This is a genomic window from Rhizobiaceae bacterium, from assembly GCA_023953835.1.
Taxonomy (GTDB): domain Bacteria; phylum Pseudomonadota; class Alphaproteobacteria; order Rhizobiales; family Rhizobiaceae; genus Mesorhizobium_G.
This window is the reverse complement of record JAMLJB010000001.1, coordinates 1,734,611-1,761,410: the sequence shown is the minus strand read 5'-3', so window position 1 is coordinate 1,761,410 and position 26,800 is coordinate 1,734,611. Positions and strand designations below refer to the sequence as shown.

31 protein-coding genes are annotated in these 26,800 nt (G+C 62.5%); 15 read left to right on the top strand and 16 right to left on the bottom strand.

Going from position 1 to position 26,800, the window contains the following annotated elements; translation table 11 throughout:
- Positions 1–33: 33 nt before the first annotated feature.
- Together M9924_08255 and hemC are read right to left on the bottom strand one after the other, a co-directional pair.
- Positions 34–735 carry a uroporphyrinogen-III synthase gene (locus tag M9924_08255; protein ID MCO5064397.1) on the bottom strand — a complete coding sequence of 234 codons (702 nt, stop codon included), beginning with the start codon at positions 733–735 and terminating at the stop codon, positions 34–36.
- 1 nt (position 736) lies between these two features.
- Entirely contained in the window at positions 737–1,666 is a 930-nt protein-coding gene (gene hemC, locus M9924_08250; protein ID MCO5064396.1) for a hydroxymethylbilane synthase, read from the bottom strand.
- A 91-nt stretch (positions 1,667–1,757) separates the two neighbouring features.
- Between hemC and tsaD the strand changes: the two genes are divergently transcribed.
- The 5 genes from tsaD to M9924_08225 are packed head-to-tail and all read left to right on the top strand — an operon-like array spanning position 1,758 to position 5,215.
- A complete protein-coding gene (tsaD, locus tag M9924_08245; GenBank protein ID MCO5064395.1) occupies positions 1,758–2,846 on the top strand; it encodes a tRNA (adenosine(37)-N6)-threonylcarbamoyltransferase complex transferase subunit TsaD in 1,089 nt (362 codons plus the stop codon).
- Entirely contained in the window at positions 2,843–3,823 is a 981-nt protein-coding gene (locus M9924_08240) for an NAD(P)-dependent glycerol-3-phosphate dehydrogenase (protein MCO5064394.1), read from the top strand. The genes tsaD and M9924_08240 overlap by 4 nt, the downstream gene beginning before the upstream one ends.
- 8 nt (positions 3,824–3,831) lie before the next feature.
- Entirely contained in the window at positions 3,832–4,128 is a 297-nt protein-coding gene (locus tag M9924_08235; protein ID MCO5064393.1) for a YciI-like protein, read from the top strand.
- 8 nt (positions 4,129–4,136) lie between these two features.
- Positions 4,137–4,562: an EVE domain-containing protein gene (locus M9924_08230; protein MCO5064392.1), complete on the top strand. Its 426-nt coding sequence runs from the start codon at positions 4,137–4,139 to the stop codon at positions 4,560–4,562.
- A complete protein-coding gene (locus M9924_08225; protein ID MCO5064391.1) occupies positions 4,559–5,215 on the top strand; it encodes a methyltransferase in 657 nt (218 codons plus the stop codon). The genes M9924_08230 and M9924_08225 overlap by 4 nt, the downstream gene beginning before the upstream one ends.
- A gap of 18 nt (positions 5,216–5,233) precedes the next feature.
- On the opposite strand, the gene M9924_08220 is transcribed toward M9924_08225, so the two are convergent.
- Positions 5,234–5,749, bottom strand: coding sequence for a L,D-transpeptidase family protein (locus M9924_08220; GenBank protein ID MCO5064390.1), 516 nt, complete (start codon positions 5,747–5,749; stop codon positions 5,234–5,236).
- Positions 5,750–5,888: 139 nt separating this feature from the next.
- On the opposite strand from M9924_08220, the gene M9924_08215 reads away from it, so the two are divergent.
- Complete coding sequence (locus M9924_08215; protein MCO5064389.1) at positions 5,889–6,572, top strand: response regulator transcription factor; 684 nt, start codon at positions 5,889–5,891, stop codon at positions 6,570–6,572.
- 159 nt (positions 6,573–6,731) lie between these two features.
- On the top strand, positions 6,732–7,187 hold the full coding sequence (locus tag M9924_08210; protein ID MCO5064388.1) for a cyclic nucleotide-binding domain-containing protein: 456 nt from the start codon (positions 6,732–6,734) through the stop codon (positions 7,185–7,187).
- Position 7,188: 1 nt separating this feature from the next.
- Here M9924_08210 and M9924_08205 read toward each other — a convergent pair whose 3' ends face one another.
- The 6 genes from M9924_08205 to M9924_08180 form a co-directional block, all read right to left on the bottom strand.
- Positions 7,189–7,992, bottom strand: a complete 804-nt coding sequence (locus M9924_08205) for an exodeoxyribonuclease III (protein ID MCO5064387.1) — start codon at positions 7,990–7,992, stop codon at positions 7,189–7,191.
- Positions 7,993–8,058: 66 nt separating this feature from the next.
- Positions 8,059–8,706 (bottom strand): outer membrane lipoprotein carrier protein LolA, encoded by a 648-nt coding sequence (locus M9924_08200; GenBank protein MCO5064386.1) that lies wholly within the window; start codon positions 8,704–8,706, stop codon positions 8,059–8,061.
- Between the two features lie 110 nt (positions 8,707–8,816).
- A complete protein-coding gene (locus M9924_08195; protein ID MCO5064385.1) occupies positions 8,817–11,474 on the bottom strand; it encodes a DNA translocase FtsK in 2,658 nt (885 codons plus the stop codon).
- 197 nt (positions 11,475–11,671) lie between these two features.
- Positions 11,672–13,042, bottom strand: coding sequence for an ammonium transporter (locus M9924_08190; GenBank protein ID MCO5064384.1), 1,371 nt, complete (start codon positions 13,040–13,042; stop codon positions 11,672–11,674).
- A gap of 32 nt (positions 13,043–13,074) precedes the next feature.
- Complete coding sequence (locus tag M9924_08185; GenBank protein MCO5064383.1) at positions 13,075–13,413, bottom strand: P-II family nitrogen regulator; 339 nt, start codon at positions 13,411–13,413, stop codon at positions 13,075–13,077.
- 227 nt (positions 13,414–13,640) lie between these two features.
- Positions 13,641–14,510: an acyl-CoA thioesterase II gene (locus tag M9924_08180; GenBank protein ID MCO5064382.1), complete on the bottom strand. Its 870-nt coding sequence runs from the start codon at positions 14,508–14,510 to the stop codon at positions 13,641–13,643.
- A gap of 187 nt (positions 14,511–14,697) precedes the next feature.
- Here M9924_08180 and M9924_08175 point away from each other — a divergent pair, with 187 nt between their 5' ends.
- The 3 genes from M9924_08175 to M9924_08165 all read left to right on the top strand — a co-directional run bounded on the left by M9924_08175 (position 14,698) and on the right by M9924_08165 (position 16,967).
- Positions 14,698–15,939 (top strand): ubiquinone biosynthesis hydroxylase, encoded by a 1,242-nt coding sequence (locus tag M9924_08175; GenBank protein MCO5064381.1) that lies wholly within the window; start codon positions 14,698–14,700, stop codon positions 15,937–15,939.
- Positions 15,940–15,978: 39 nt separating this feature from the next.
- Entirely contained in the window at positions 15,979–16,455 is a 477-nt protein-coding gene (locus M9924_08170; GenBank protein MCO5064380.1) for a YbaK/EbsC family protein, read from the top strand.
- Positions 16,456–16,529: 74 nt separating this feature from the next.
- On the top strand, positions 16,530–16,967 hold the full coding sequence (locus tag M9924_08165) for an OsmC family protein (protein MCO5064379.1): 438 nt from the start codon (positions 16,530–16,532) through the stop codon (positions 16,965–16,967).
- A gap of 59 nt (positions 16,968–17,026) precedes the next feature.
- Here the strand turns inward: M9924_08165 and M9924_08160 are convergent, their stop codons facing one another.
- Genes M9924_08160 through sdhC form a run of 4 tightly spaced genes read right to left on the bottom strand, consistent with a single transcriptional unit; the run spans position 17,027 to position 20,453 of the window.
- Positions 17,027–17,806 carry a succinate dehydrogenase iron-sulfur subunit gene (locus tag M9924_08160; GenBank protein MCO5064378.1) on the bottom strand — a complete coding sequence of 260 codons (780 nt, stop codon included), beginning with the start codon at positions 17,804–17,806 and terminating at the stop codon, positions 17,027–17,029.
- 11 nt (positions 17,807–17,817) lie between these two features.
- Positions 17,818–19,644, bottom strand: coding sequence for a succinate dehydrogenase flavoprotein subunit (gene sdhA, locus M9924_08155; GenBank protein ID MCO5064377.1), 1,827 nt, complete (start codon positions 19,642–19,644; stop codon positions 17,818–17,820).
- A 3-nt stretch (positions 19,645–19,647) separates the two neighbouring features.
- Complete coding sequence (gene sdhD / locus M9924_08150; GenBank protein ID MCO5064376.1) at positions 19,648–20,031, bottom strand: succinate dehydrogenase, hydrophobic membrane anchor protein; 384 nt, start codon at positions 20,029–20,031, stop codon at positions 19,648–19,650.
- The gene (gene sdhC, locus M9924_08145) at positions 20,031–20,453 is read right to left on the bottom strand and encodes a succinate dehydrogenase, cytochrome b556 subunit (protein MCO5064375.1); all 423 of its coding nucleotides are present in this window, start codon (positions 20,451–20,453) and stop codon (positions 20,031–20,033) included. The genes sdhD and sdhC overlap by 1 nt, the downstream gene beginning before the upstream one ends.
- A 312-nt stretch (positions 20,454–20,765) precedes the next feature.
- Between sdhC and M9924_08140 the strand changes: the two genes are divergently transcribed.
- Positions 20,766–21,086 (top strand): hypothetical protein, encoded by a 321-nt coding sequence (locus M9924_08140; GenBank protein ID MCO5064374.1) that lies wholly within the window; start codon positions 20,766–20,768, stop codon positions 21,084–21,086.
- Positions 21,087–21,089: 3 nt separating this feature from the next.
- Positions 21,090–21,863, top strand: a complete 774-nt coding sequence (locus M9924_08135; protein ID MCO5064373.1) for a hypothetical protein — start codon at positions 21,090–21,092, stop codon at positions 21,861–21,863.
- 33 nt (positions 21,864–21,896) lie between these two features.
- On the opposite strand, the gene leuC is transcribed toward M9924_08135, so the two are convergent.
- From leuC to M9924_08120, 3 genes are all read right to left on the bottom strand, one after another.
- A complete protein-coding gene (leuC, locus tag M9924_08130; GenBank protein MCO5064372.1) occupies positions 21,897–23,306 on the bottom strand; it encodes a 3-isopropylmalate dehydratase large subunit in 1,410 nt (469 codons plus the stop codon).
- Between the two features lie 254 nt (positions 23,307–23,560).
- On the bottom strand, positions 23,561–24,385 hold the full coding sequence (locus tag M9924_08125) for an amino acid ABC transporter permease (protein ID MCO5064371.1): 825 nt from the start codon (positions 24,383–24,385) through the stop codon (positions 23,561–23,563).
- A gap of 18 nt (positions 24,386–24,403) precedes the next feature.
- Positions 24,404–25,195 carry a basic amino acid ABC transporter substrate-binding protein gene (locus tag M9924_08120; protein MCO5064370.1) on the bottom strand — a complete coding sequence of 264 codons (792 nt, stop codon included), beginning with the start codon at positions 25,193–25,195 and terminating at the stop codon, positions 24,404–24,406.
- A gap of 198 nt (positions 25,196–25,393) precedes the next feature.
- On the opposite strand from M9924_08120, the gene M9924_08115 reads away from it, so the two are divergent.
- The 3 genes from M9924_08115 to M9924_08105 all read left to right on the top strand — a co-directional run bounded on the left by M9924_08115 (position 25,394) and on the right by M9924_08105 (position 26,800).
- The gene (locus tag M9924_08115) at positions 25,394–26,065 is read left to right on the top strand and encodes an LON peptidase substrate-binding domain-containing protein (protein ID MCO5064369.1); all 672 of its coding nucleotides are present in this window, start codon (positions 25,394–25,396) and stop codon (positions 26,063–26,065) included.
- 52 nt (positions 26,066–26,117) lie between these two features.
- Complete coding sequence (locus M9924_08110; protein MCO5064368.1) at positions 26,118–26,294, top strand: Trm112 family protein; 177 nt, start codon at positions 26,118–26,120, stop codon at positions 26,292–26,294.
- Positions 26,295–26,377: 83 nt separating this feature from the next.
- Entirely contained in the window at positions 26,378–26,800 is a 423-nt protein-coding gene (locus tag M9924_08105) for a metallopeptidase family protein (protein MCO5064367.1), read from the top strand.

The window sequence follows — 26,800 nt, the reverse complement described above, 5'->3', positions numbered from 1 at the left end:
CAAGGCCAATAGGAACAGGTGACTCTGTGCCGCTCAGCCTGTGAGCAGCTTCAGAAGCGCGTATTCTTCAGGGCGCTCGGCGATTCTGGTTTCGTGCCGCGCCGTTCCGTTAAACCGCCCGGCGATGCGATCCGAAAGGCAGCAATGCACGCAACTGGAAAAGGTTTCCGAGAGTGCCGGGAGCGCTTCCAGACGCAGCAGGGCGTCGGCAGCGGTCGCGGAATAGAGCAGGACCGCGTCGATCCGTCGCCCCGAACGCAGATGCTCAATCTCGGTCGAAGATAACTCCACCGGCACGGCATCGTAGGTTTCCACGGTTTCCACCACCAGCCCGGCGCGGCGCAATGCATCCTCGAAATCGGGAAGGCGCACGCGCCCAGCCAGATAGGTAACAGGTCCGGGACACTCGCAAATCATCAAGTCCGCCAGCGCGTGCGCATCTCCGATCCCCACGCGTATATCTGAGAACCCCGCAGCTTTGGCAGCGGTGGCTGTTCGTGTTCCAACCGCAAAGCAGGGCTTGTCCGCAAAGGTTCGAATCAGACTTTCGGGCGCGTTTCGCACGGCATTGGCGCTCGTCACCGCGACCGCATCGCAGACTGGGAAGTGCTCCGGAACGGGAAGTGCGACGATATGTGTGAGCGGCAGCACGATGGGCTCCATGCCCATCTCGCGCAGGCGCGTGGCGGTCGCGGACGCGCCGGGCTCGGGCCGGGTCACCAGAACCCGCTGCATCTCAATCCCAGCTTTCGAAGAAGTCCGGCCCCGCCTGCGCACGGATGACTTGTCCGGCCTCCCTGCCGACATGAGTGGCGTCCTGCGCCGAGCCAACACGTTCGATTCGATGGGCATTTCGACCGTCAGGGGACAGGATGAGACCGGCGAACAGAATCGACCCTCCTTCAATATGCGCGTGACCGGCGATCGGCGTCCGGCAGGAGCCGTCCAGTGCGGCGAGAAATGCGCGCTCGCAGGCAAGCGCCTGCCCGGTCGGCACATGATGGATCGCCGCGACAAGCGCCGTCGCCCGTTCATCGCCGATGCGGCTTTCGATGCAGATGGCCCCCTGGCCGGGCGCGGGCGGAAAGGCTTCCACCGACATGATGTCCGTCGCGACATGCTCCATTCCGAGCCGTTTCAGACCCGCAAGCGCAAGCAACGTGCCATCGACCAGACCCTCTTCCAGCTTGCGCAGACGCGTCTGCACATTGCCGCGAAAGGTGACCACCTCCAGATCGGGTCTCAGGCGGCGAAGGAGCGCCTGCCTGCGGAGCGAGGACGAGCCGACGATTGCTCCTTGCGGCAGGTCGGCTATGGCTTCCGCCGAGCGCCCGATGAACACGTCGCGCACATCCTCGCGCGGGAGAAAGGCCGAAAGCTCCAGCCCATCCGGCAGCGCGGTCGGCATATCCTTCGAGGAATGCACCGCAATGTCGATCCTGCCGCCAAGCAGGGCTTCCTCGATTTCCTTCGTGAACAGCCCCTTGCCGCCGGCTTCGGAAAGCGCGCGATCCTGTATCCTGTCTCCGCTGGTGGAAATGACTTCGACGGCGAACGCCTCTTCCGGCAGGTTGTGTGCCGCCATCAGCCGCGCGCGTGTTTCATGCGCCTGGGCGAGCGCCAGCGGGCTGCCCCGCGTACCGATCCTGAAAGGCGTCGCCTTCATTGTCTGTTGTTTCAGCCTCGCGGTCCGTGATAACCCGCTGGCGGGTTTAGAGCGTAAACCCCAACCCCGCAATGAGGCAGGCAGCGACCAATTGATCCGTGTGCTCGGCATAGAAACGAGTTGCGACGAAACAGCGGCGAGCGTCGTGGTTTCGGATGCGCCCGCGCACGGGCGCATCCTCTCGAATGTGGTTCTCAGCCAGATCGAGGAACATGCAGCCTTTGGCGGCGTGGTGCCGGAGATCGCCGCCCGCGCCCATGTCGAAGCTCTGGACGGCATCGTGCAGGCCGCTCTCGATGAGGCGGGCGTCGGTCTGTCCGACATTGATGCGGTTGCGGCGACGGCAGGTCCGGGACTGGTCGGAGGGCTGATCGTCGGCCTGATGACGGCGAAGGCTATCGCCGCCGCCGCCGGAAAGCCCCTGCTCGCGATCAACCATCTGGAGGGTCACGCGCTGACGGCGCGGCTAACCAGCGGCCTTGCCTTTCCTTATCTGCTGCTGCTCGTGTCCGGCGGGCACACGCAGGTACTTCTGGTTCGCGGTGTTGGCGACTATCAGCGCTGGGCGACGACGATTGACGATGCGCTGGGCGAAGCCTTCGACAAGACGGCGAAAATCCTGGGGCTGCCGCATCCGGGCGGGCCGAGCGTGGAGCGTGCGGCGATGTCGGGCGACGCGGCGCGCTTTGCGTTCCCGCGCCCGATGAAAGGCGCTGCACAGCCCGATTTCTCTTTTTCCGGCCTGAAAACCGCGGTTCGTCAGGCAGCGATCCATGCCGCGCCGCTGACCGAGACCGACGTGGCGGACATCTGCGCCTCCTTTCAGCAGGCCATCGCCGACACGTTGCAGGAACGCGTGGATCGCAGCCTCGCGCGGTTCCGGGAGGCCTTTCCCGAGATTGATTCGCCGACGCTGGTGGTGGCGGGTGGCGTGGCGGCGAACAGGAAGGTGCGCGCAACGTTGGAAGCGCTCTGCGCAGCGCACCAATTTCGATTCGTCGCGCCGCCGCATATGCTGTGCACAGACAATGCCGCGATGATCGCCTGGGCAGGTATCGAGCGCCTCCAGGCCGATGTTCCGGGCGAAGATGCGATGCGCCTCGCGCCCCGCTCGCGCTGGCCGCTGGATGCGGTTTCCGCCCCGATGGTCGGATCGGGCCGCAGGGGAGCCAAAGCATGAGCGCGTGGCGAATCACCATTCTTGGCGGCGGAGCGTGGGGCACCGCCCTTGCCGCCGCCTTGTGCCGCGCCGGGCAGGACGTGACGCTTTGGGCGCGAAGTGGAGATGCGGTCGAAGCGCTCGCGCGCGGCGAAAACCCGCGCTACCTCCCCGGCATCCGCATTCCGGCGATACGCGCGACGACGGACGCAGCACAGGCGCTTGACGGTGCCGATTGCGTGCTGGCGGTGGTGCCCGCGCAATCGCTGCGAACGACGCTGGAAGCAGTGGCCGCCCGCATCCCGCCCGGCATTCCGGTCGTGCTTTGCGCCAAGGGCATAGAACGCACAACCGGCCTGCTGCTCTCCGGCATTGCGCGGGAGCACCTGCCCGACAATCCGCTGGCGGCGCTCTCCGGCCCGAGCTTCGCCACCGATGTCGCGCGCGGCCTTCCAACCGCGGTGGTGGTCGCGAGCGAGCAGGAGGGCCTCGCCGCCTCGCTCGCGCTGCGTTTTTCCTCGGAAGGATTCCGCTGCTACTCCAGCGACGACCTGATCGGCGTCGAGATCGGCGGCGCGCTGAAGAATGTATTCGCCATCGCGGCGGGTGCGGTGACCGGGGCAAATCTCGGCGCCAGCGCGCAGGCCGCCATGGTTACGCGCGGATTTGTGGAGTTGCGCCGCATCGCGGCGGCCTTCGGCGCACAGCCGCAGACATTGATGGGGCTTTCCGGCCTTGGCGATTTGATGCTGACCTGTTCGACGGTGCAGTCGCGCAATTTCGCCTATGGACTTGCCGTTGGCCGGGGCGAGAACCTTGACGGCCTGCCTTTGGCCGAAGGCGTGGCGACCGCCGCAATAGCGGCCCGCGTTGCCGAAGCGCGCGGGGTGGATGCGCCGATCATCAATGCCGTGTCGCAGATACTCGACCGCGCCATCACCATTCACGAAGCGGTGCGCCAACTGATGAACCGCCCGCTGAAAACGGAAAGCGAATAGGAGCACCAATGCTGTTTGCATTTCTCTGCAAGGACAAGCCCGGCCATCTTCAGGTTCGGCTGGATACGCGCCCCGCGCATGTCGAATATCTGAACATGCTCAATACGGAGGGCACGCTGAAATTCGCCGGTCCCTTCCTTGGCGATGACGGCAAGCCGAACGGCAGCCTCGTCGTCGTGGAAGCCGGCGATCACGCCGCAGCAGCAGCAATTGCCGCCGCTGACCCCTATGCGCAAGCCAGCCTGTTCGAAACCGTCGAGATCAAGGCATGGAACTGGGTTTTCAACAACCCGGCGTCCACGTGAGGCATGTCATGAACTACTGGCTGTTCAAGTCCGAACCCGACGTGTTTTCCTTCGATGACCTCAAGGCCAAGGGCAAGAAGGGGCAGGAGTGGGACGGCGTGCGCAATTACGCCGCGCGCAACAATATGCAGGAGATGAAGGTCGGCGATCTCGGTTTCTTCTACCATTCCAATATCGGCCTTTGCGCGGCGGGAATCGTCGAGGTGTGCGGGCTTGCGCACCCCGATTCGACCACGGACGATCCGCGCTGGGAATGCGTGGATGTGCGCGCCGTGCGCGACGTTCCGAACCCGCCGACGCTGGACGCCATAAAGGCCAACCCGAAACTGGCAAAGATGGTTCTGGTCAACAACTCGCGCCTCTCCGTCCAGCCGGTCACTGCGGAGGAATGGAAGGAAGTCTGCCGCATGGGCGGCGTTGACCCGGCTCCGTGACACGCCTTTCGATCGCGTCCGGGCGCGCCTTCATCCTGGAAAACACCTCGCTGATCGCGCCGCCGCATGTGCCCGAGCTGCGCCTGCATCTGGCGGATGAGGCACACGACCTCTGGCACAGGGCCGAGGAAGAACTCGCGGCCATCGGCCTGCCTCCACCGTTCTGGGCCTTTGCATGGGCAGGCGGGCAGGGCCTGGCGCGGCACGTGCTGGACAATCCGGGCCATGTCGCGAACAGATCGGTGCTGGATTTCGCGACGGGTTCGGGACTGGTCGCCATTGCTGCGTCGAGGGCGGGCGCTTCGACCGTCCTCGCTGCCGACATCGATCCGTTCTGCGAAGCGGCAGTCGAACTGAACGCGGAGGCGAACGGCCTTCGCGTGACCTTTGCGGGCGACGATCTGATCGATTCCGATCTCGGCTGGGACGTGGTTCTCGCAGGCGATGTCTTCTACGAAAAGCCGTTCGCGGAGCGTCTGGTCGGCTGGTTCGAAAGGCTTCGTTTGCGCGGCGCCGACATCTATGTCGGCGATCCGGGCCGCTCCTATTTGCCAAGAGACCGCCTTGAGATGATCGCCGTCTATGAAGTGCCGGTCACGCGCGCGCTCGAAGACGCCGACGTCAAGAAAACCACGGTCTGGCGTTTCGCCTGAGCAAGCCGAAACCCGGGTTCAGCGAACCACCGAAAGAATCGTTTGCCTGCCAAGCAAGGGCAGGAGACGGCGCATCACCTGCTTCGAAACAGCCACGCACCCCTCGGTCGGCGAAAAGCCGGGCCGCGCGAGATGGAAGAAAATCGCGCTCCCCCTGCCCCGGACGCGCGGCCGCACATTCCAGTCCAGTACGATGCAGGCGTCGTAGAGGTGATCGTCACGCATCATGCGCTCGTGGCTCGCCGCATAGGGCATTTTGACCGGGCGGTTATAGTTCCTGTCCCCCGGCACCTCGCACCAGCCGAGCGTTGGCGAGATGCGCTCCAGCGGAAGCATCGAGCGGTACTGGAACCGACCATCCCGGACGTAGCCGCGCAACAATCGCATATCGGCCAGCGGGGTTGCGCCGTCGCCCTCGCGCTTCAGCGACCTGATGCCGCCTCGCCCAAGCGCACATGGAAAAGCAGTGCCGCCGACATTCAAGATTCCCTGTGACGGCGCGCCAGGCCGGGCGCGGACGATGATTCGGCGCAAGATTCGGCCTGAATTTTCCGTTATCGCCTTGCGCGCGCCGATTTTCCTGTATGATCTTGCCACGACAAATCACCGTGCCGCCCCAACAACACCGCACACACAGCACAACGGGCGGTCGGTCACAACCACGGAACGAAGAATGGCTTCACGCACCATCCTGATCGTCGATGATGACGACGACCTGCGCGGCACCCTTGTCGAGCAGCTTTCGCTTTACGAGGAGTTCAAGGTGCTCGATGAGCCCACCGCCACCAGGGGCATTGCCTCGGCGCGGGCCGGCCTTGTGGACCTGCTGATCATGGATGTCGGGCTGCCCGACATGGACGGGCGCGAAGCTGTCAAGATGCTGCGAAAGGGCGGATTCAAGTCGCCGATCATCATGCTGACCGGCCATGACACCGATTCCGACACGATTCTCGGGCTTGAAGCCGGAGCCAACGACTATGTGACGAAGCCGTTTCGCTTTGCGGTGCTTCTGGCGCGCATCAGGGCGCAGCTTCGCCAGCATGAGCAGAGCGAGGACGCGACCTTCACGGTGGGTCCCTATACGTTCAAGCCGAGCCAGAAGCTCATGATCGACCAGCGCGGCTCGAAGATCAGGCTGACCGAGAAAGAAGCCTCCATCATCCGCTACCTTTACCGAGCCGGCAAAACGGTCGTGAAGCGCGACACCCTGCTTGAAGAGGTCTGGGGCTACAATTCCGGCGTCACGACACACACTTTGGAGACCCATGTGTATCGTTTGCGCCAGAAGATCGAGCGCGATCCTTCCAAAGCGGAAATTCTTGTGACAGAAAGCGGTGGTTACAGGCTGATGCCATAATCTCTTGCGGAGAAGTGATTGTGATGTCGGCCGGGAGGCATGATTCCGCCGCATCGTTAAACCTTCGGTGAGGAGATTGCGTCCAAAAATCAGTGGTTTGGTGCTCGATGACCGGCATTTTAGGAAAATGCTGCCCGTCGGGTCTCTGCCGGGGACGACATGGCGCTGGATGACGACATCCGTTTGCTGTCCGGCGTCGCTCTGTTCCAGAGCCTCGCCGAAGAGCACTTGCGCTTGCTCGCATTCGGCGCGGAAAAGACGAGTCTGCGCTCCGGTGAGACGCTGTACCAGGAAGGTGAGCCGGCGCTGTGCGCCTATATCGTGATGTCCGGGCGCATCGAACTCTACCGCGAACGCGACGGCACGCACCTCAAACTGACCGATGCGGGACCCGGCGCGGTGCTCGGCGAGCTTGCTATGATCGCGCCCACGCGCAGGCTATCGAGCGCGATCGCCACCATCGAAACCCGCGTGATGGCCATCGAGCGCAAGAGCTTCCGCCGCTTTCTGGAAGAATTTCCCGACCTTGCCGAACTGATCCGGCGTCGGCTGGCGCTGGAGTTCCAGGCGATGGTGGATCGGCTGGAGCAATTGTCGGCGAAGCTCGGAGAGTAGTCTACTCCGCCAGCCGCATGATGACCGGCACATGGTCGGAGGGCCGCTCCCAGCCGCGGGCTTCCCGCAATATTTCCATATCCGCGAGATTGCCAATCAGGTTCGGCGACGACCAGATGTGGTCCAGCCTGCGGCCACGGTCGGACGCCGCCCAGTCCTGCGCGCGATAGCTCCACCAGGTGTAGAGCTTGCGATCCTCGGGCACGTTGTGGCGCATCAGGTCGGCCCAGCCGCCGCCCTTGCGCATGGTCTCAAGCCCCTCGGTTTCGACCGGCGTATGGCTGACGACGTTCAGCAACTGCTTGTGCGACCAGACGTCATGCACCAGCGGCGCGATGTTCAGGTCGCCCACGAGTATGGACGCGGATTCTCCGTCATATCCCGCCCGCACATCGTTCATCTCGCTGATGAAGCCAAGCTTGTGCCTGAATTTCTGATTGATTTCGGGATCGGGTTCGTCGCCGCCGGCAGGCACGTAGAAATTGTGGAGGAGCACCGCCTTGCCCGCAGCGTTGAGTTTCACCGACAGATGCCGCGTGTCGTCGATCTCGCAGAACCGCCGCTTCTCGATGATCTCCAGCGGGCGGCGCGAAACGGTCGCCACCCCGTGATAGCCTTTCTGCCCGTGGATCGCGATGTGCTCATAGCCTGCGGCGCGCAGCGGCTCGAACGGAAACAGGTCGTCCGGGCATTTCGTTTCCTGAAGGCAGAGCACATCGGGCTGGACGCTGCGCAGGAAGTGCTCGACCAGCGGCATGCGCAGGCGAATCGAATTGATGTTCCAGGTCGCGAGAGTGAATGCCATTTTCGTGTGAGCGCGAGTGAAGATGCGCTTAACTGCCAGCCGAAGGCGGCATTGACAAGCCCGGTCTTACCGCTGGCTCTTGTTCTGGTTCATCTCGCGATTGCGCCGATAGTTGATTTCGAACATCGAAGGATCGAGCTGCACGCCGCTGCGGACATTCGAGATCATCACCGTCGTATCCTTGCCCTTGGCGTCGGTGATGGTCCATTCGAGCAATTCGCTCGTCTGCGGATTGAACTTCATCGTGATCGTCGAATTGCCGAACACGGATTTGTCCGCAAGCTGGATGGTGGTCAGGTCGTCCTCTTCCTTGACGCTCTTGACCCTTCCCCCGGACAGGTCGATCCGGTCGTCCAGAAGCAGCTTCAGAGGCGTCTTGGAAAGCGGATAGAGGTCGGACGTGCGCAGCTTCATGTTCTCGATCACCACCGAGGTGCCATCGGCGATCACACGAAAATTCGACGGCGCGTCATAGTTGAAGCGAATCTTGCCGGGCCGCTGGATGTAAAATTTGCCGCCGGTCTGCTCGCCGCGCGGGCCGAACTGGATGAAATCGCCGGTCATGGTGCGAACAGAGCCGAAATGGTCCGCGATGCGCTGGGCGGCCTGCGAGGCTTCCGCGCGCGCCGCGCCCGCCTGCGGGCCAAGCGCTGCACCCGCAATGGCAAGCGCCAACACCGTGCGGCGGGTGAAGGATGGAGATATCGAGGTCATCTTCATTTCAACACTTCCAATTTGCGGGCGGGCGATTCGTTCCCGCTTGTCGCTACCTCCGCAGTTAGGCCGAACTTTGGCCCGTTCAAGGTCCCGCGCTGCGCTGAGACCTACATCTCGTCCTGCTCGGTCGGCACGAGGATCTCGCGCTTGCCGGCATGGTTGGCGGGTCCGACGATGCCTTCCTGCTCCATGCGCTCGATGATGGACGCCGCCTTGTTGTAGCCGACGCCCAGCCTGCGCTGGATATAGCTGGTCGATGCCTTGCCGTCGCGCAGCACCACCGCCACGGCCTGGTCGTAGGGGTCGTCCGAATCCTCGAAATTGCCACCGCCTCCGCCGCGCGCCGGTTGATCCGCGTCGTCCTCGTCGTCATCCGCCGTGATAGCGTCGAGATATTCCGGAACGCCCTGCGCCTTGAGATGGCGCACGACCTTTTCCACCTCGTCGTCCGACACGAACGGGCCGTGCACGCGCTGGATGCGCCCGCCGCCGGCCATGTAGAGCATGTCGCCCATGCCGAGGAGCTGTTCGGCGCCCTGCTCTCCAAGGATGGTGCGGCTGTCGATCTTGGACGTCACCTGGAATGATATGCGCGTCGGGAAGTTCGCCTTGATCGTGCCGGTGATGACATCGACGGAGGGACGCTGCGTCGCCATGATGACGTGGATACCTGCGGCGCGCGCCATTTGCGCAAGACGCTGTACTGCACCCTCGATGTCCTTCCCGGCCACCATCATCAGGTCGGCCATCTCGTCGATGATGACCACGATATAGGGCATCGGCTTGAGGTCGAGCACTTCGGTTTCGTAGATCGCCTCACCCGTTTCACGGTCGAACCCGGTCTGGACGGTGCGGCTGATCTGCTCGCCGCTTTTCTCGGCTTGCGCGACGCGGGCATTGAAGCCGTCTATGTTGCGCACGCCGACCTTGGACATCTTGCGGTAGCGGTCCTCCATCTCGCGCACGGTCCATTTCAGCGCGACAACTGCCTTCTTCGGATCGGTCACGACCGGGGTGAGCAGGTGCGGAATGCCGTCATAGACGGACAGTTCCAGCATTTTCGGATCGATCATGATGAGGCGGCATTCCTCGGGCGTCATGCGATAGAGCATCGACAGGATCATGGTGTTGATCGCAACCGACTTGCCCGAACCGGTTGTGCCCGCCACGAGGACGTGCGGCATCTTGGCGATGTCGACGATCACCGCCTCGCCATTGATGGTCTTGCCGAGCGCCAGTGCGAGCTTCGCCTTGGTCTGCTCGAAATCGCGGCTGGCGAGCAGTTCGCGCAGATAGACCGTCTCGCGGCTGGCGTTGGGCAGCTCGATGCCGATGGCGTTGCGCCCCGGCACGACGGCAACGCGACAGGCAATCGCGCTCATCGAACGGGCGATGTCGTCGGCAAGCCCGATGACGCGGGAGGATTTGATCCCGGGTGCAGGCTCCAGTTCGTAGAGCGTGACGACCGGTCCGGGCCGGACCTGGATGATCTCCCCCTTGACGCCGAAATCTTCGAGCACGCCCTCGAGCAGGCGCGCGTTCTGTTCCAGCGCATCCTTGGAAAGCGACGGGTGCTTCGCCACGTTCTTGGGTTCCGCCAGAAAGTGCAGCGACGGCATCTCGAAGCTGGCCGAGCCGAGCAGTGAAGTCTGCGCCTCGCGCACGACGCGGGTGCCCTGCTGGGGGCGCGGCGCGGGCGTGGCCACGCGGGCCGACGCGCTCAGCGCCGCAGCGACCTGACCGGGCATCGAGCGATAGGGCTGGACGCGCGTATCCGGCGCCGGCATCGGCACGTCATAGTCGTCGTCCATATCGAACGGAGGCGCATCGTCCTGCATCTCGTCGTCGAAAACACGCGGCTCGACATGCCGCTCATTGACCATTTGCGCGAAGAACTCAGGCTCGACCCGCGCCCGTCCGTTCGAGGTGACACGCATCTCCTCCATTTCGGCGCGCTCCACCTCTTCGGCGGCACGCCGCCAGCCGCCACGGCGCTCGAAGTCGCCCGGCTGCGGACGCGCCCGGAAATGACGGCGGAACCAGTGCTGGGCCGACAGCCACCAATGCGTTACCGCGCCGAGGAAGGCGAAGCTCATGCCCTCTTCCTCGTCTTCGTCTTCCTCGTCCAGTGCGGGTTGACCCGCATGACGCATCGGAAGTTCGGCCTTCTTTTCCTTCTGCGGATCGGGACCGCGCGCGATGATCGCAGCCGCGTAACAGAAGGAAACGAGTGCGGGCACGAGCAAGAGCAGCGCGAGGACCGCTCCTTTCCAGCCTGTCGGATACGCACCTATGAACAATGACGGAAGCTTGAGGACCATATCCCCGAAAACACCGCCGAGGCCCGTGGGCAGGGGCCATGTGGGCGGGCGTGCGAAGCAGCCCGCGATGCCGGCGAAGAGCACGGATGCACCGAACCAGGCAAGCGCCCTGCGCGCCACGCGGTCAATGCGCGTCGCGGTCGCCAGGAACAATGCCCAGATCACGGCGGGCACGAGTGCAGCCACCGACGAAAGCCCATAGAACTGGATGGCAAGGTCCGAGAAAACCGCGCCGGGATACCCCATCGCATTGGTGACTTCATTTCCCGTAGCGTGGCTGAAGCTTGGATCGGCGACGTTCCAGGTTGCCAGCGCCGCAAGGCAGAAGCCAATCAGGACAAGCAACGCAAGGCCGGTCGCGCGACCCGCCTGCCGTCGCAGGAATGACCGGACGCCGAATCCCTGAGTTTCCAACGCCATGGATGAGGGAGAAGCTGAACGCATACGCTAGAAGACCCCGTCACTTCGCCGCGCTCCGCAAGCGGGCAGATTCGCGGAAAGACTAGAGGGGTCTGGTAAAGGCACGATTAACCATAGGCCACATGGCGGGGAGATTGTGCGCGGCACAAAAAAAGCCCGGCACGGAGCCGGGCCAGTGGACAGGAAAAAATGGCGCGGCGTTGCCGCCGCGCCGGTCGGTCTTAGGAGTGATATGCGACTTCGCCATGCGAGGTGAGGTCGAGGCCCTGACGTTCCGCCTCTTCGGTCGGGCGCAGGCCGATGATTGCGTCGACGATCTTGTAGAAGATGGCCGACCCGATGCCGCACCACACGACGGTGATGATGACAGCGGTGAGCTGGGTCATGAACTGGCCGGCGATGGAGAAATCGTCGCCACCCGTACCGCCCAGAGACGGCGCGGTGAAGATGCCGGTGCCGAGCGCGCCAATGATGCCGCCGATGCCATGGATGCCGAAAACATCGAGGGAGTCGTCATAGCCCATCTTCGCTTTGACGACCGCGACGAAGAAGTAGCAGACAGCCGAGGCGATCGCGCCCAGGACGATCGCGCCGATGGGGCCAACCGTGCCGCAGGCCGGTGTCACGGCAACAAGACCCGCCACCAGGCCCGACGCGGCGCCGAGCATGGAAGCTTTGCCGCGCAGCAAGGCTTCGATTGCAGACCAGGCGATGATTGCGCCGGCTGTGGCCGTGAACGTATTGATCATGGCCAGGGCAGCGCCACCGTTCGCCTCAAGATTGGAGCCCGCATTGAAACCGAACCAGCCGACCCACAGGATCGAGGCACCGACCATGGTCAGCGTCATCGAATGCGGAGCCATGTTGTCCTTGCCATAGCCGACGCGCTTGCCGACGAGCAACGAACCGACCAGGGCCGCAATGCCCGCGTTGATGTGAACGACGGTTCCGCCCGCGAAGTCCAGCGCGCCCATCTGGAAGATGTAGCCATTCGCATCCCAGACCATATGAGCGATCGGGAAATAGACGAAGGTCACCCACAGGATGGTGAAAAGGACGACAGCCGAGAATTTGATGCGCTCCGCAAACGCCCCGACGATCAGCGCCGGCGTGATGACGGCGAAGGTCATCTGGAAGCAGATGAACACATATTCCGGAAGCACATATCCGTCACTGAACGTGGCGGCGGTGGAGTCACTGGTCACGCCCGCAAGAAACACCTTGCCGAGACCGCCCCAGAAAGCGCCGGTGCCGCCGCCGAAGGCCATCGAATATCCGTAGACGACCCACACAACCATGACGACTGCCGCAATCATGGTGCACTGCATGAGAACGGAAAGCATATTCTTGGCGCGAACGAGACCACCATAGAACAATGCCAGTCCGGGCAGGGTCATGAACAGCACGAGGACCGTAGAGGCCATCATCCATGCGGCGTCGCCCTTGTCCATCACCGGCGCTGCCGCTGCCGCGGCATCCGTGGCGGGCGCGGCATCCTGGCCAAAAGCCGCAGCGGTCCCAAGTGCGGCCAGTCCGAGCGTGCCGAGCAAAGCCGTGCGCGCCCCTTTCCTGAGTATCGTATCCATTGTCATTGAACTCTCCTGAGAATCACTCGAACCGCGGCTCACAGCGCGTCCGTGTCGGTTTCACCGGTGCGAATCCGCACGGCCTGATCGATGCCGAAAACGAAGATCTTGCCATCGCCGATCTGGCCGGTCTTGGCGGATGCAGCGATTGCGTCGACCGTCTTGTCGACGAGGTCGGCGGCAACAGCGATTTCGATCTTGATCTTGGGCAGGAAGCTGACGGCGTATTCGGCGCCGCGATAAATTTCCGTATGACCTTTCTGACGCCCGTAGCCTTTGACTTCGGTGACGGTCAGGCCCTGAATGCCGACATTGGTGAGCGCCTCGCGCACCTCGTCAAGCTTGAACGGCTTGATGATTGCCATCACGATTTTCATGAAGAGTTACCCTCTGCTTTGCGGGTCCCCGCTGTTACTCCAAAAATCACCGGAACGTCCGGCGACTGACACAACGGATTCAAGACCCGTGCCAGTTGCCGCGCGGGCGTAAAGAATCCTGAAAATGAAAGGAAAAATTTGAAACACTATCACTGCATGAAGGAGGCGCCTTCGCACCTGCAGCAACGAAGCCGATTAAAAAATCGGCAAACTTCTAAATTTGCCTATTATTTAGGCTTTTTGCGAACTCGAATAAGCCCTTCCTGGGCAACCGAGGCAATCAAGGTGCCGTCTCTCGCGTAGAGAAACCCGCGCGTGAAGCCCCTCGCACCGGATGTCGACGGGCTGTCCTGCGTGTAGAGGATCCAGCCATCCAGCGGGTGGTCACGATGGAACCACATCGCATGGTCGAGGCTGGCGGCTTGTATATCCTGGTCGAAGATCAGGCGGCCATGCGCGAATGTGGATGTGTCCAGCAGGGTCATATCAGACAGATAGCCGAGCAGTACGCGGCGCAGGGCGGGGTCGTCGGGCGGTGTGGCGGCGAAGCGGACCCAGACATGCTGGAAGGGATCAAGCTTTTCACGACTGGTATAGTGCTCGAGGAAGACCGGACGCATTTCCACTGGCCGCTCACGTTCCCAGAAGCGACGGATCACTTCGGGAACCTTGCTGCCCACGGTTTCGGTCAATTCCTTCTGGCTGGCAAGTTCCTCGGGCTGGGGCACGTCGGGCATGCGGATCTGATGATTCAGTCCCTCTTCCGGCGTCTGGAACGAGGCTTCGAGCGAAAAGATTGCCTTGCCGTGCTGCGTGGCGACGACCCGTCGCGTGGTGAACGATCCGCCGTCACGTATGCGGTCCACGGTGTAGACGATCGGCGCGGTGGGGTCGCCGCCCAACATGAAATATGCATGCAGCGAATGCGCCAGCCTGCCGGGGTCGACCGTGCGCTGCGCTGCCACGAGTGCCTGGGCGATCGTCTGGCCACCGAAAACGCGCTGCCAGCTCGTGCGCGCGCTGCGTCCCCTGAAAATGTTCTCCTCGATCTTTTCCAGATCGAAGAGCCGCAGCAGCGAATTGAACACTTCAGACATGCTTCGTCCGCCATTGCGTTTTCAAACCGCAGCCGGTTTCCGACAGCCACTGTCCAGCGTCAAGCCCGTAATTCATCCATTCGCGACGTGGGCGCATTGCCGCAGACGGAGCGACCAGCGCCTTTTCGACACGCCACTGTGTTATAAAGGCGGCGAGGGAACTTTTCCCGCAACTGGATCGAATGCCATGACCGACACGGACAAACAAAAGCCAGCCACGCTCGACATTCTGATTGCAGGCGCGGCCTATGTCGGCATGTCCGCGGCTGTTGCGATCAAGTCCGCGCGCCCCGAACTCAACATTGCGGTCGTCGATGCCGCCCCGCCGGATGTGTGGCGCAGGGACGAGCGGTGCTCGGCCATCGCCGCAGCCGCTTCCCGCATGCTCGACCGTCTCGGTTGCTGGCAGCAGATCGAAGCCGATTCGCAGGCGATCACCGAAATGATCGTCACCGATTCGCGCACAGGCGATCCGGCGCGTCCGGTGTTCCTGACATTCGACGGCGAAGTCGAGCCGGGCGAACCCTTCGCCCACATGGTGCCGAACACCGCGCTGAACGGCGCATTGCGCAAGCAGGCAGCGACACTCGGCATCGACATTCTGGAGGGGATCGCGGTCAGCGGATTCGAGACAAACCTCGCCGGACTTGTGGTGCATCTTGCCGATGGCGCGGCGATCCGCACCCGCCTCCTGATTGCAGCCGATGGCGTGCGCTCCCGCCTCCGCGACATGGCCGGCATCAAGACCGTCCGCTGGGACTATGGACAATCCGGCATTGTCTGCACGATCGCGCACGAACGTCCTCACCATGGACGGGCCGAGGAGCATTTCCTGCCGGCGGGGCCTTTCGCTATCCTGCCGCTGAAAGGCAATCGCTCTTCCATCGTTTGGACGGAACGGACAGCCGACGCCGAACGGCTGGTGGCTGCCGATGAATTCGTCTTCGAAAGCGAACTTGAAATGCGCTTCGGCCTGAAGCTCGGCGAGATACGCGCGGAGACGAAGCCCCGCGCCTGGCCGCTTGGCCTCACGCTTGCGCGCGAATTTGTCAGACCCCGATTTGCGCTCGCGGGCGATGCCGCGCATGGCATTCATCCGATCGCGGGCCAGGGACTCAATCTGGGCCTCAAGGATGTGGCCGCGCTGGCCGAAGTGATCGTCGATGCCGACCGCCTTGGACAGGATTTCGGGGCGCTGGACGTGCTTGAGCGCTACCAGCTCTGGCGGCGCTTCGACACATGGCAGATGGGCGTCACCACCGACGTGCTCAACCGTCTGTTTTCAAACGATCTCGGTCCGCTGCGGGCCATCCGGGACATCGGGCTCGGCCTCGTGGACCGCGCGCCGCAGCTCAAGAAATTCTTCATCCGGCAAGCGTCAGGGCTTGCAGGCCCTGCTCCCAAACTGTTGCGCGGCGAGGCCATATAGCGACTTGCATCACGCTGGATTGCCATTGAAAAAACGTTCATGTCTCTTGAAACAGTACGCGCATTCTTCGCCGCCAACGCACCCGATATTTCCGTCATCGTGACCCCGCAAAGCTCGGCGACCGTCGCCCTTGCCGCAGAGGCGCACGGCGTCGAACCGGAACAGATTGCCAAGACGATCTGCCTGCGTATTGGCGAACAGGTTCTTCTCGTGGTGGCCGCAGGGACCGCCCGGCTGGACAACCGCAAGTTCAAGGATCGGTTCGGCGGAAAGCCCAGAATGCTGGGCGGCGAGGAGGTCGTGGCCGCAACCAGCCATCCGGTGGGCGGCGTTTGTCCGTTCGGTCTGCCCTCTGCGCTTCCCGTCTATTGCGACCATTCCCTGCGGCGCTTCGAAGAGGTCGTGCCTGCGGCGGGCGCAACAAATGCAGCGGTGCGCATCTCGCCCGAAAGAATGGCGGCGCTCACATTCGCGGAATGGGTGGACGTATGTCAGGAAGTCACAAACGCAACCTGATTCTGCCGGATGCGTTGGGCCTGCAGGCTCACGACATGCTATAGTTCACCCTCAACCAAAACGGGAGAAATGCCATGAACCGCACTGCTACGGCGATCTGGAAGGGCACATTGACCGAGGGATCGGGCACTCTGGATACCCAGAGCGGCGCATTCAACAAGCAGCCCTATTCGTTCAAGGGTCGGTTTCAGGACGAGTCCGGCAAGTCGGGCACCAATCCCGAGGAATTGATTGCCGCCGCACATGCGGGCTGCTTCGCCATGCAGCTTTCGCACTTCCTTGCCGAGAACGGCACTCCCGCGGCCGAGTTGAACGCAACGGCTGTCGTGACCTATGGCCCTGCTGCCGGCGGCGGCTTCGAGATTACCGAAAGCGCCATCACGCTTGTGGGCAAGGTGCCGGGCATCGAATCGGCAAAATTCAAGGAACTGGCCGACAAGGCAAAAGCCGGATGCCCGGTCTCAAAAGCGCTCGGGGCAATCAAGGTTTCGCTCGACGCCAGACTTGGCTGACCGAACCTGCATCGTTCGCCTTGCCGCGCGCGGGGTGAGCGTCCGGTCGAGCGGCGCGATTAAACGCGCCGCTCGACCATCATCTTCTTGATCTCGGCAATTGCCTTGGCGGGGTTCAGCCCCTTCGGGCAAGTCTGCGCACAATTCATGATCGTGTGGCAGCGATAGAGCCGGAATGGATCTTCGAGGTTGTCCAGACGCTCGCCAGTTGCCTCGTCGCGGCTGTCGATCAGCCAGCGATAGGCCTGGAGCAACACAGCCGGCCCGAGATAGCGGTCACCGTTCCACCAGTAGCTCGGACATGAGGTCGAACAGCAGGCACAAAGGATGCACTCATAGAGGCCATCGAGCTTCTGGCGGTCCTCATGGCTTTGCAGCCATTCCTTGGCCGGTTCCGGCGAAACCGTCTGCAACCAGGGCTGGATAGACGCGTGCTGCGCGTAGAAATTGCTCAGATCGGGCACGAGGTCCTTGATGACCTGCATGTGCGGCAGCGGATAGACCTTGACCGGGCCCTTGATTTCATCGGCGCCCTTGGTGCAGGCGAGCGTGTTCGCGCCGTCGATATTCATCGCACAGGAGCCGCAGATGCCCTCGCGGCATGAACGCCTTAGGGTCAGTGTCGGGTCGATCTTGTTCTTTATGTACAGGAGCGCGTCCAGCACCATCGGCCCGCAATCGTCCATGTCGACAAAATAGGTGTCGATGGCCGGGTTCTCGTCATCGTCCGGCGACCACCGGTAGATGCGGTATTCGCGCAGGTTCGTTGCGCCTTCCGGCTTCGGCCAGGTCTTGCCTTCCCGGATCTGGGAATTCCTGGGGAGTGTGAGTTCAACCATGTCCCTGACCCTCAGTACACGCGCGCCTTGGGCGCGATTCTGGCCGGATCGATGCCGCCGTCTTCAACCGGAAGCTGCGGTTCGACGTGAACGGGCCGATAGGCGAGCTTGACCTTGCCATTCGCATCGACCCACGAAAGCGTGTGCTTTCGCCAGTTCTTGTCGTCGCGCTTTTCGAAGTCTTCGCGCGCGTGCGCGCCCCGGCTTTCCTTGCGCGCCTCCGCCCCGTAAACCGTGCAGATCGCATTGGCCATCAGGTTTTCGAGTTCGAGCGTCTCGACCAGATCGGAGTTCCAGATCATCGAGCGGTCGAACACCTTGATGTCCTTCATCTCGCCCCAGATCTTCGACACACGCTTGCAACCCTGTTCCAGCGTTTCCTGCGTGCGGAACACTGCCGCCTCTTCCTGCATGGCGCGCTGCATGCGCTCGCGCAGGACCGCTGTCGGCGTCGACCCGTTCGCATTCCGCAGGCGGTCGAAACGGTCCATGATCTTGTCGACGGAGGCCATGTTGAGGGACGGCACAGGCGATTTGCGGTCCACGACCTGCCCTGCCTTGATGGCGGCGGCGCGTCCAAACACGACGAGGTCGATCAGCGAGTTCGATCCGAGCCGGTTTGCGCCATGCACCGAGGCGCAGCCCGCTTCGCCCACCGCCATGAGCCCCGGCTGGATGCGGTCGGGGGACTGCCGGGTCGGGTTCAACACCTCGCCCCAGTAGTTCGTCGGGATGCCGCCCATGTTGTAGTGCACGGTGGGCAGCACCGGGATCGGCTCGCGCGTGACATCGACCCCCGCGAAGATCTTCGCCGATTCCGAGATACCCGGCAGCCGCTCGTGCAGGACGGCGGGGTCCAGATGGTCGAGATGAAGGAAGATATGGTCCTTTTGCTTACCGACACCACGGCCTTCGCGAATCTCTATGGTCATGCAGCGTGAAACGACGTCACGCGACGCAAGGTCCTTTGCCGAAGGGGCGTAGCGCTCCATGAAGCGCTCGCCCTCGGAATTGACCAGATAGCCGCCCTCGCCGCGCGCGCCTTCGGTGATGAGGCATCCCGCGCCGTAAATGCCGGTCGGGTGAAACTGGACAAATTCCATGTCCTGCAGCGGCAATCCCGCACGCGCGGCCATGCCGCCGCCGTCGCCGGTACAGGTGTGTGCCGAGGTGGCCGAGAAATAGGCGCGGCCATAGCCGCCCGTCGCCAGCACGACCATCTTGGCCGAGAAGCGGTGGATCGTGCCGTCATCCAGGTTCCACGCAACGACGCCGATGCATGCCCCGTCGTCGTCCATGATCAGGTCGAGAGCGAAATACTCGATGAAGAACTGGGCGTTGTTGCGCAGCGACTGACCATAGAGCGTGTGAAGGATGGCGTGGCCGGTGCGATCAGCCGCCGCGCATGTGCGCTGCACAGGAGGACCGTCGCCGAAATTCTGCATGTGGCCGCCGAAGGGCCGCTGATAAATCTTGCCCTCTTCCGTGCGCGAAAAGGGCACGCCGTAGTGCTCCAGCTCATAGACCGCTGCCGGGGCTTCACGCGCCAGATATTCCATCGCGTCGACGTCGCCCAGCCAGTCCGAGCCTTTCACCGTATCGTAGAGGTGCCACTGCCAATTGTCGGGCCCCATGTTCTGCAAGGACGCGGCGATGCCGCCTTGCGCCGCGACGGTGTGCGACCGGGTTGGAAAGACCTTGGTGATGCAGGCGGTCTTGAGACCCTGTTCCGCCATGCCGAGCGTCGCACGCAACCCCGCACCGCCCGCGCCGACGATCACCACGTCGAACTTGTGGTCCACATATGTATAGGCAGATGAAGCCTTATCCGATGCCATTGGTCAGGCTCCGAGGGTCAGTTTGATCAGCGCGTAGAGCGCCGACGCCCCGACCAGAATTGTAAAGAAGGTATTGAGCATGAGCAGGACGAGTTTCATGCCCTCGCCATGCACATAATCTTCGATGATGACCTGCATGCCGAGCCGCATATGGTACAGGACCGAGAACAGCGTCAGGCCGAGCAGAAGCGCGACGAACGGATTTGCAAGTGCGGCGCGCGTTTCCTCATAGCTCGCGCCGTTCAGTGCGACGACAAGGCCGACGAAGAACAGCGTTAGTGGAATATTCGCGATGGCGCTGACGCGCTGCTTCCAGAAATGGTCGGTGCCTTCATGCGCGGAACCTAGCCCGCGAACCCTGGCAAGTGGCGTTCGCATGTCGCCCATCACATGCCTCCTCGTACCGACAGGGCGAAGGCCCAGACCAGAATCGTGATCGCAACCGAAGCAACGAGGCTCGCCCACGCGATCTTCGACGCCGTGTGCTTTTCAAGGCCGGTCGCGGTGTCCCAGATCAGATGGCGGACGCCGCCCAGCATGTGATGGATCAGCGCCCAGGTGTAGCCGAGCAGGACAAGGCGCCCGATCCACGTCCCGAACAGCCAGGAGACGAAATCGAAATAGGGGGCATTGGTGGCAGCGGCGATGAGCCACCAGACCACCAGCAGGGTTCCGAAATACAGCGCGCCCCCGGTGATACGGTGCACGATGGACATCGTCATGGTGATGGTGGGCTTGTAGACCGAAAGGTGCGGCGAAATTGGACGCGCCCTTCGACCTCGCGGTTGGGTGGCTGTTGATTGGCTCATGGCTCCCCTGTCGTCGCTTTTCCGGCGCCTGTTTCCGAACCGGATGAGCCGGTTCTAATTAGCTTTTCGCACTGCGTCAAAGGCGAAAAACACTTTCGGCAGCACTATTTAACCCTCGAAAACAGGTTCAATCGATTGAAGGAGCGGGCCGCGGCGGGAACGTTCGACCTGTGGAAATTAACCATATCTTCAAATGCCGCGCCTTCAGCCATTCGGTGGCATTCCACAAAGGTTAATAGATCGTTAACATGGTCGTAGAGGAGGCTTGCACCTCAGGCAGGGGATTCAGGCTTTATGCGATTTATGAGATCAATGCTGTGCGCTGCGGTTCTTGCATTCACGGCGAGTGGAGCGTGGGCAGAGGATTTCGCCTACGCGGACTCCTATGGCAATCTGGTGATCAGGGGGGCTGCGGGCTACAAGCGCATCCTTGTTGGCCGGGGTGGTGACGCCGAACGCGTGAACAAATTCCTTGACCGGGGGCAGACTCGGGAGCGCGGCGAATACATGCTGCCGCGCAAGCTGTATTTTGGCTATTGGGATTGTTACAGGCCCGGCGTCTTCGTGAAAGGCCGATCCTATATGTACGGGCTGGCTGACGGTGAAATGCCCGTGCTCGCGCGCTGCCGCTGATCGATGATGCACGCATCCGGTCTTTTGCGCGGCCTGCGGCGTCCGACATTGCGCATCCCCGCAATTGCAGGCGAATTGCTCATTGCGGTGGCGGGCGGCATTGCGGTCGGGATCGCAGCCGCCATTGCGCTGGACGAAGTCGAGCATCGAGAGCCGCCCGCAACCCCAATGCAGACGGAAGCCGTTCGCGCCAGCCCGGCGGAACTCGCCCGTCCGATGCAGTTCTCCCCTCTCGGCAACGGCGTCCTTCAGGCGATCGGCAGCATAGAGCCAGGCACTGCCTCACGACTCGCACATGAACTGGAGGCCCGCAGCCCCGACATCCGCACCGTTTCGCTGAACTCGCCTGGCGGTTCGCTCGACGAAGCGATGGCGATGGGCAAATTGTTGCGCGAAAGCGGGCTTGCGACGGAAGTGCCCGATGGAGCCGTCTGCGCGTCCGCCTGTCCGCTGCTGTTTGCCGGTGGCGTCGCGCGCAGCGCCGGCCAGCGCGCAGCAATCGGCGTGCACCAGTTCTATGCACGACCGGTGGCCGGACTTCGCGGCAGCCTCGACGCCATGTCGGACGCCCAGCTCACCACGGCGCGCATCTCCCGTCACCTGACAGATATGGGAGTGGACCCGACAGCCTGGTTGCATGCGCTCGATACGCCGCCAAGCTCGCTCTACTATTATTCGAGCTGGGAACTGGCGGACTATCGACTGACAACGACGGGAGCACCTGCGCCGGTCGCTCATTTCCTTGGCGAACTCGCCCGCTTCCTCGGAAAAGGCTGAGGGCGCGGGTCCGCGCCCCAACCATTTCGCCGTTCAGTTCCAGTCGCGGATGTCCACGAAATGGCCGGCAATCGCCGCCGCCGCCGCCATCGCAGGCGACACGAGATGGGTGCGGCCCTTGAAGCCCTGACGGCCTTCGAAATTGCGATTCGAGGTGGAAGCGCAACGTTCATGCGGCTTGAGCCGGTCGTCATTCATGGCGAGGCACATGGAGCATCCCGGCTCACGCCAGTCGAACCCGGCCTCGATGAATATCTTGTGCAGCCCTTCAGCTTCAGCCTGTTCTTTGACCAGACCCGATCCCGGCACAATCATCGCATTGACGGTCGGCGCGACCTTGCGCCCTTCGACAACCTTGGCCACGGCGCGCAGGTCCTCGATACGCCCGTTGGTGCAGGAGCCGATAAACACGCGGTCGAGATGGATGTCGGTGATCCGCGTGCCCGGCTTCAAGCCCATATATTCGAGCGCCCGGACCTTCGAGTGGCGCTTGTTCTCGTCCTCGATTTCCGCCGGATCAGGCACCACGCCTGTTACCGCCACCACGTCTTCCGGCGACGATCCCCAGGTGACGATCGGCGGCAGCTTTGCGGCGTCAAGCACCACGACCTTGTCGAAATGCGCGCCTTCGTCGCTGTGCAGCGTCCTCCAATAGTCCAGCGCCATGTCCCATGCCTTGCCCTTGGGCGCCTTTGGCCGGCCCTGGATATAGGCAAAAGTCGTTTCGTCGGGCGCGATCAGCCCGGCGCGCGCGCCGCCTTCGATGGACATGTTGCAGATCGTCATGCGGCCTTCCATCGACAGCGAACGGATCGCCTCGCCCGCATATTCGATCACATAGCCGGTGCCGCCCGCCGTTCCGATCTCGCCGATGATCGCAAGGATGATGTCCTTCGCCGTCACGCCTTCGGGGAGCTGGCCGTCGACACGCACCAGCATGTTCTTGGCCTTCTTCTGGATCAGTGTCTGGGTGGCGAGGACATGCTCCACCTCGGAGGTACCAATACCATGCGCCAGCGCGCCGAACGCGCCATGCGTGGAGGTGTGGCTGTCGCCGCAGACGATGGTCATGCCCGGCAGGGTGAAGCCCTGCTCGGGACCGACAATGTGGACGATCCCCTGGCGGCTGTCGTTCTCAGAATAATATTCGACGCCAAAATCCGCGGCGTTCCGGGCCAATGCCTCGACCTGGATGCGGCTTTCCTCGTTCTTGATGCCGAGGCGGCGGTCCGCCGAGGTCGGCACATTGTGGTCGACGACGGCAAGTGTCTTTTCGGGGTGACGCACGGCACGATTGGCCATGCGAAGACCTTCGAAGGCCTGCGGGCTGGTCACCTCGTGAACGAGATGGCGATCGATGTAGAGAAGGCACGTGCCGTCGTGCTGCCGATCGACCACGTGATCGTCAAAAATCTTGTCGTAAAGGGTGCGGGGAGCGCTCATTGTTGCGTAAATCCGTCGATTTGAAGAATGGAAGGCCCGGCTTGGCCGGAACGTGAACGGTCTGTCCGGATCAGGCCGGAAGTCGGCTTGTCGGCGCGCCGCAAACCCGCGCGAAGAACCGTGCCGGCAGACGCTTCTTGTCCTGCAGCACGAATCCCTTGTAGTGCGGGTCCGTAAAAAGCCGTTCCATGGCCTGCCTCATACCAGTCTTTTGCCGGGGCAGCAATCGCGCAATGCGCCTGGGGTCAGGTCCGTCAATGTTCAGGGGCGGTCGTCTGGCTGAACCGCATCCGTCGCTCGACCGCGCGCAGCGCCAGCGAAAGGCCGATGGTCAGGATCAGATAGATATAGGCGACGATCGAATAGGTCTCGAAGAAGCGAAAGGACCCGGATGCGTAGACCTTGCCCATCTGCGTGATGTCGGCGACGCCGAGCACCGACACCAGCGAGCTGTCCTTGACCATTGCAACGAAGTCGTTGCTGTAGGGCGGCAGTATAGTGCGGAACGCCTGCGGCCATACGACATGGCGAAAGCGCCGGTAGCGGCCAAGGCCGAGCGCCTTTGCGGCTTCGACCTGCCCCACTTCGACGGACTGGATTCCGGCCCTGAATATCTCTGCTATGAAGGCCGAATAACCGATGGTGAGCGCCATGATCGCCCGCCATTCGAGCGAGAAATCGCGTACGGATGCCTCACCCGTCAGCCCCAGCGCCTGCAACGGCAGCGTTGCCGCGTTCCACAGCCAGACCATGGCCGGTGCACCGACGAAGGCGATCCAGAACAGCAGCACGAGCATGGGCACGCCGCGCACGATCTCAATGTAGAAGCGCGCGACCTGGCTGACCCATATCGAGCGGGACAGGCCCATCACCGCGAAGCAAAGCCCCAGCGCCGACGCCAGCGCATAGCCGATCAATGTGACGCGAACGGTGACGCCGATGCCTTTCGCGACCGTCGCAAAGACCTGCGCATAGAGCCCGTTCGCCGCGATCAGCACGGCGACCGTCGCGCCGATCAACGCAGCAGCGACGAGCCAGTATGGAAAATCGGGCTTCCCGGCCCTTCTTGCTGACGACATCGAGTGGTTCGAGACGGCCTATTGGCCCATCTTGTATTCGAGGAACCATTTGCGGTTGAGCTTGTCGAGCGTACCGTCCGCCTTGAGCGCCGCAATCGCCTGGTTCACCGGAGCGACCAGATCGGACCCCTTCTTGAAGATGAACCCGAAATCCTCGCTGCCGAGCGGTCCACCCACCATCTTCAGCGCACCGTCCGACGCATCCACATAGCCCTGCCCGGCGGTGCCGTCGGTCAACACGACATCCACGTCGCCTGTCTTGAGCGCCTGCACACTTGCACCGAACGTTTCGAACAATTTGATGCGCGGGTTCTGCTCATTGCCGTCGAGCACGCTGTAGACCGCCGTGTAGAATGGCGTGGTGCCCGGTTGGGCCCCGATCAGTCCATCAGCCATCGCCGCGAAGCTCTTCGCATCGGTGAACCGATCCTCGTCGCCGCGCACCAGCATGAACTGTTCCGACCGCATATAAGGGTCGGAGAAGTCCACCTTCTCCTTGCGGTCGTCCTTGATCGTGATGCCGGTCATGCCGATGTCGTACTGGCCGTCCGAAACCGCCTGAATCATCGCATCCCAGGAGACGTTCTTGTACTCGACCTTGAAGTTGAGACGTTTCGCGATCTCGTTCATCGCGTCATATTCCCAGCCGATCGCGTTGCCGGTCTTGGGATCGACAAACTGCAAAGGCGGATATGCGTTCTCCGTCACGACGCTGACCGCACGTCCGCCGAGATCGGGCAAGGACTGCGATGCAGCGAAATTCGTGAAGAGCAAGCCAAGCAGACCGGCGAGGACATACCTGAAAAACATTGAAGCGCTCCGGATGCGGGCGCACGCGCGCCCTTGGTACGAGCGAGTTTAGCGGCTGATGCCTGCGTTTCAAGCTGAGGCGGCGCACTTGCGGCACCTTTCCTCGAAACATATTTTCGGTAAGCTGCCTTGAGGCAGCCAGAAATGAGCTGTCAGATCGGGTAAATGCCCTCTGACGGCCATGGCCGGGAGAAGTTTTTGCAAGTCGGCAACGCCCACTATCGATCCGCAAAGGATCTTCCTGCCACCTCGGTCATTTTTCCCCTGAGTGGCGCCCTTCTCCTGCCGGGTGGTCGCCTGCCGCTCAACATTTTCGAACCGCGCTATCTCCAGATGGTGGACCACGCAATGTCGGGCAAGCGCCTCGTCGGCATGATCCAGCCCGCGCTTGACGAAAGCCTTCGGGCCGACGGCGAGCCCGAGCTTTGCGCGGTCGGCTGCCTCGGGCGCATCGTGTCCTACTCCGAGACCGGGGACGGGCGCTATCTGATAGCCCTTCAAGGCGTGTGCCGGTTCCGGGTTGTCGACGAACCGGCGGTCAAGACGCCGTTCCGGCAATGCAGGATCGCGCCCTTCCTCACCGACCTTGCCGAGGAACAGGGCGCGGATCAGGTGGACCGCGCCGCCCTGCTCGATACGTTCCGCGCCTTTCTGGAAGCCAACGACCTGCAAGCCGATTGGGAGGGAGTGAACAATGCCGGCAACGCGATGCTGGTCAACGCGCTTTCGATGATGGCTCCATACGGGCCGGCCGAAAAGCAGGCACTTCTGGAAGCGCCGGACCTTCGCACGCGCGCCGAGACGCTGGTCGCCATCACTGAAATCGCGCTCGCCCGCGACCGGGACGATTTTGCATCAAACCTTCAATAGGCAGGCTCCAGACGTGAAACGCGCAAGCAGAACCCGGGCACAGGCACAGGACATGCCGATGGATATCCGCATGCTGGAGATGCTCGCCTGCCCGCTGACCAAAGGCCCGCTGGTCTGGAACCCGGCGCGCAGCGAACTTATATCGAAGGCGGGCAAGCTCGCCTATCCAGTCCGCGAAGGGATTCCCGTCATGCTGCCGTCGGAAGCGAGAGCGCTCGAAGACGAGTGAAGCAGAATTGTGCCTGAAGGGTCGATTTGACCTCGCAACTTCGGGCCGGAGCAGGTAAAGCCAAGCAAAAAAGCGAGATAGGTATGGCACGGATCTATCAGACCCGCGCATGGGGAGAGCAGCTTTCCCCTTCTCTTGACGAACTGGAATTGCTTGCGCTTGAGAGCTACGCAAGCCTGCCCGACGGGTTTCGCGAGCTGACCGGCGAAGTCGTCGTCCAGATCGCGGATTTTCCGACCGACGAGGTCATGGACGCGCTTTCACTCGAAACGCCCTTCGACCTGCTTGGGCTGTTCGAAGGCCGAGGCATCGCCGAGCGCTGGAATCCGGCAACCGGCGAAGGGCCAAATCGTGTGACGCTCTACCGGCGCGCCATCCTCGACTATTGGTCGGAGAACGAGGAAACGCTCGGCAGCATCATCACCCACGTCCTCATCCACGAGATAGGCCACCATTTCGGCCTGTCCGACGACGACATGGAGCGCATCGAGGGTTCGATCGAGTAG

Bases quoted from the DNA above. Each gene is read 5' to 3' on its own strand.
- M9924_08200 (MCO5064386.1), bottom strand. From the start codon at position 8,706: ATGACCTCGATATCTCCATCCTTCACCCGCCGCACGGTGTTGGCGCTT.
- M9924_08185 (MCO5064383.1), bottom strand. From the start codon at position 13,413: ATGAAAATCGTGATGGCAATCATCAAGCCGTTCAAGCTTGACGAGGTG.
- hemC (MCO5064396.1), bottom strand. From the start codon at position 1,666: ATGAAGGCGACGCCTTTCAGGATCGGTACGCGGGGCAGCCCGCTGGCG.
- M9924_08215 (MCO5064389.1), top strand. From the start codon at position 5,889: ATGGCTTCACGCACCATCCTGATCGTCGATGATGACGACGACCTGCGC.
- sdhA (MCO5064377.1), bottom strand. From the start codon at position 19,644: ATGGCATCGGATAAGGCTTCATCTGCCTATACATATGTGGACCACAAG.
- M9924_08135 (MCO5064373.1), top strand. From the start codon at position 21,090: ATGATGCACGCATCCGGTCTTTTGCGCGGCCTGCGGCGTCCGACATTG.
- M9924_08160 (MCO5064378.1), bottom strand. From the start codon at position 17,806: ATGGTTGAACTCACACTCCCCAGGAATTCCCAGATCCGGGAAGGCAAG.
- M9924_08210 (MCO5064388.1), top strand. From the start codon at position 6,732: ATGGCGCTGGATGACGACATCCGTTTGCTGTCCGGCGTCGCTCTGTTC.
- M9924_08110 (MCO5064368.1), top strand. From the start codon at position 26,118: ATGCCGATGGATATCCGCATGCTGGAGATGCTCGCCTGCCCGCTGACC.
- M9924_08195 (MCO5064385.1), bottom strand. From the start codon at position 11,474: ATGCGTTCAGCTTCTCCCTCATCCATGGCGTTGGAAACTCAGGGATTC.
- M9924_08170 (MCO5064380.1), top strand. From the start codon at position 15,979: ATGTCTCTTGAAACAGTACGCGCATTCTTCGCCGCCAACGCACCCGAT.
- sdhD (MCO5064376.1), bottom strand. From the start codon at position 20,031: ATGGGCGACATGCGAACGCCACTTGCCAGGGTTCGCGGGCTAGGTTCC.
- M9924_08140 (MCO5064374.1), top strand. From the start codon at position 20,766: ATGCTGTGCGCTGCGGTTCTTGCATTCACGGCGAGTGGAGCGTGGGCA.
- leuC (MCO5064372.1), bottom strand. From the start codon at position 23,306: ATGAGCGCTCCCCGCACCCTTTACGACAAGATTTTTGACGATCACGTG.
- M9924_08190 (MCO5064384.1), bottom strand. From the start codon at position 13,042: ATGACAATGGATACGATACTCAGGAAAGGGGCGCGCACGGCTTTGCTC.
- M9924_08205 (MCO5064387.1), bottom strand. From the start codon at position 7,992: ATGGCATTCACTCTCGCGACCTGGAACATCAATTCGATTCGCCTGCGC.
- M9924_08175 (MCO5064381.1), top strand. From the start codon at position 14,698: ATGACCGACACGGACAAACAAAAGCCAGCCACGCTCGACATTCTGATT.
- M9924_08105 (MCO5064367.1), top strand. From the start codon at position 26,378: ATGGCACGGATCTATCAGACCCGCGCATGGGGAGAGCAGCTTTCCCCT.
- M9924_08230 (MCO5064392.1), top strand. From the start codon at position 4,137: ATGAACTACTGGCTGTTCAAGTCCGAACCCGACGTGTTTTCCTTCGAT.
- M9924_08165 (MCO5064379.1), top strand. From the start codon at position 16,530: ATGAACCGCACTGCTACGGCGATCTGGAAGGGCACATTGACCGAGGGA.
- M9924_08180 (MCO5064382.1), bottom strand. From the start codon at position 14,510: ATGTCTGAAGTGTTCAATTCGCTGCTGCGGCTCTTCGATCTGGAAAAG.
- M9924_08255 (MCO5064397.1), bottom strand. From the start codon at position 735: ATGCAGCGGGTTCTGGTGACCCGGCCCGAGCCCGGCGCGTCCGCGACC.
- sdhC (MCO5064375.1), bottom strand. From the start codon at position 20,453: ATGAGCCAATCAACAGCCACCCAACCGCGAGGTCGAAGGGCGCGTCCA.
- M9924_08120 (MCO5064370.1), bottom strand. From the start codon at position 25,195: ATGTTTTTCAGGTATGTCCTCGCCGGTCTGCTTGGCTTGCTCTTCACG.
- M9924_08125 (MCO5064371.1), bottom strand. From the start codon at position 24,385: ATGTCGTCAGCAAGAAGGGCCGGGAAGCCCGATTTTCCATACTGGCTC.
- M9924_08240 (MCO5064394.1), top strand. From the start codon at position 2,843: ATGAGCGCGTGGCGAATCACCATTCTTGGCGGCGGAGCGTGGGGCACC.
- M9924_08235 (MCO5064393.1), top strand. From the start codon at position 3,832: ATGCTGTTTGCATTTCTCTGCAAGGACAAGCCCGGCCATCTTCAGGTT.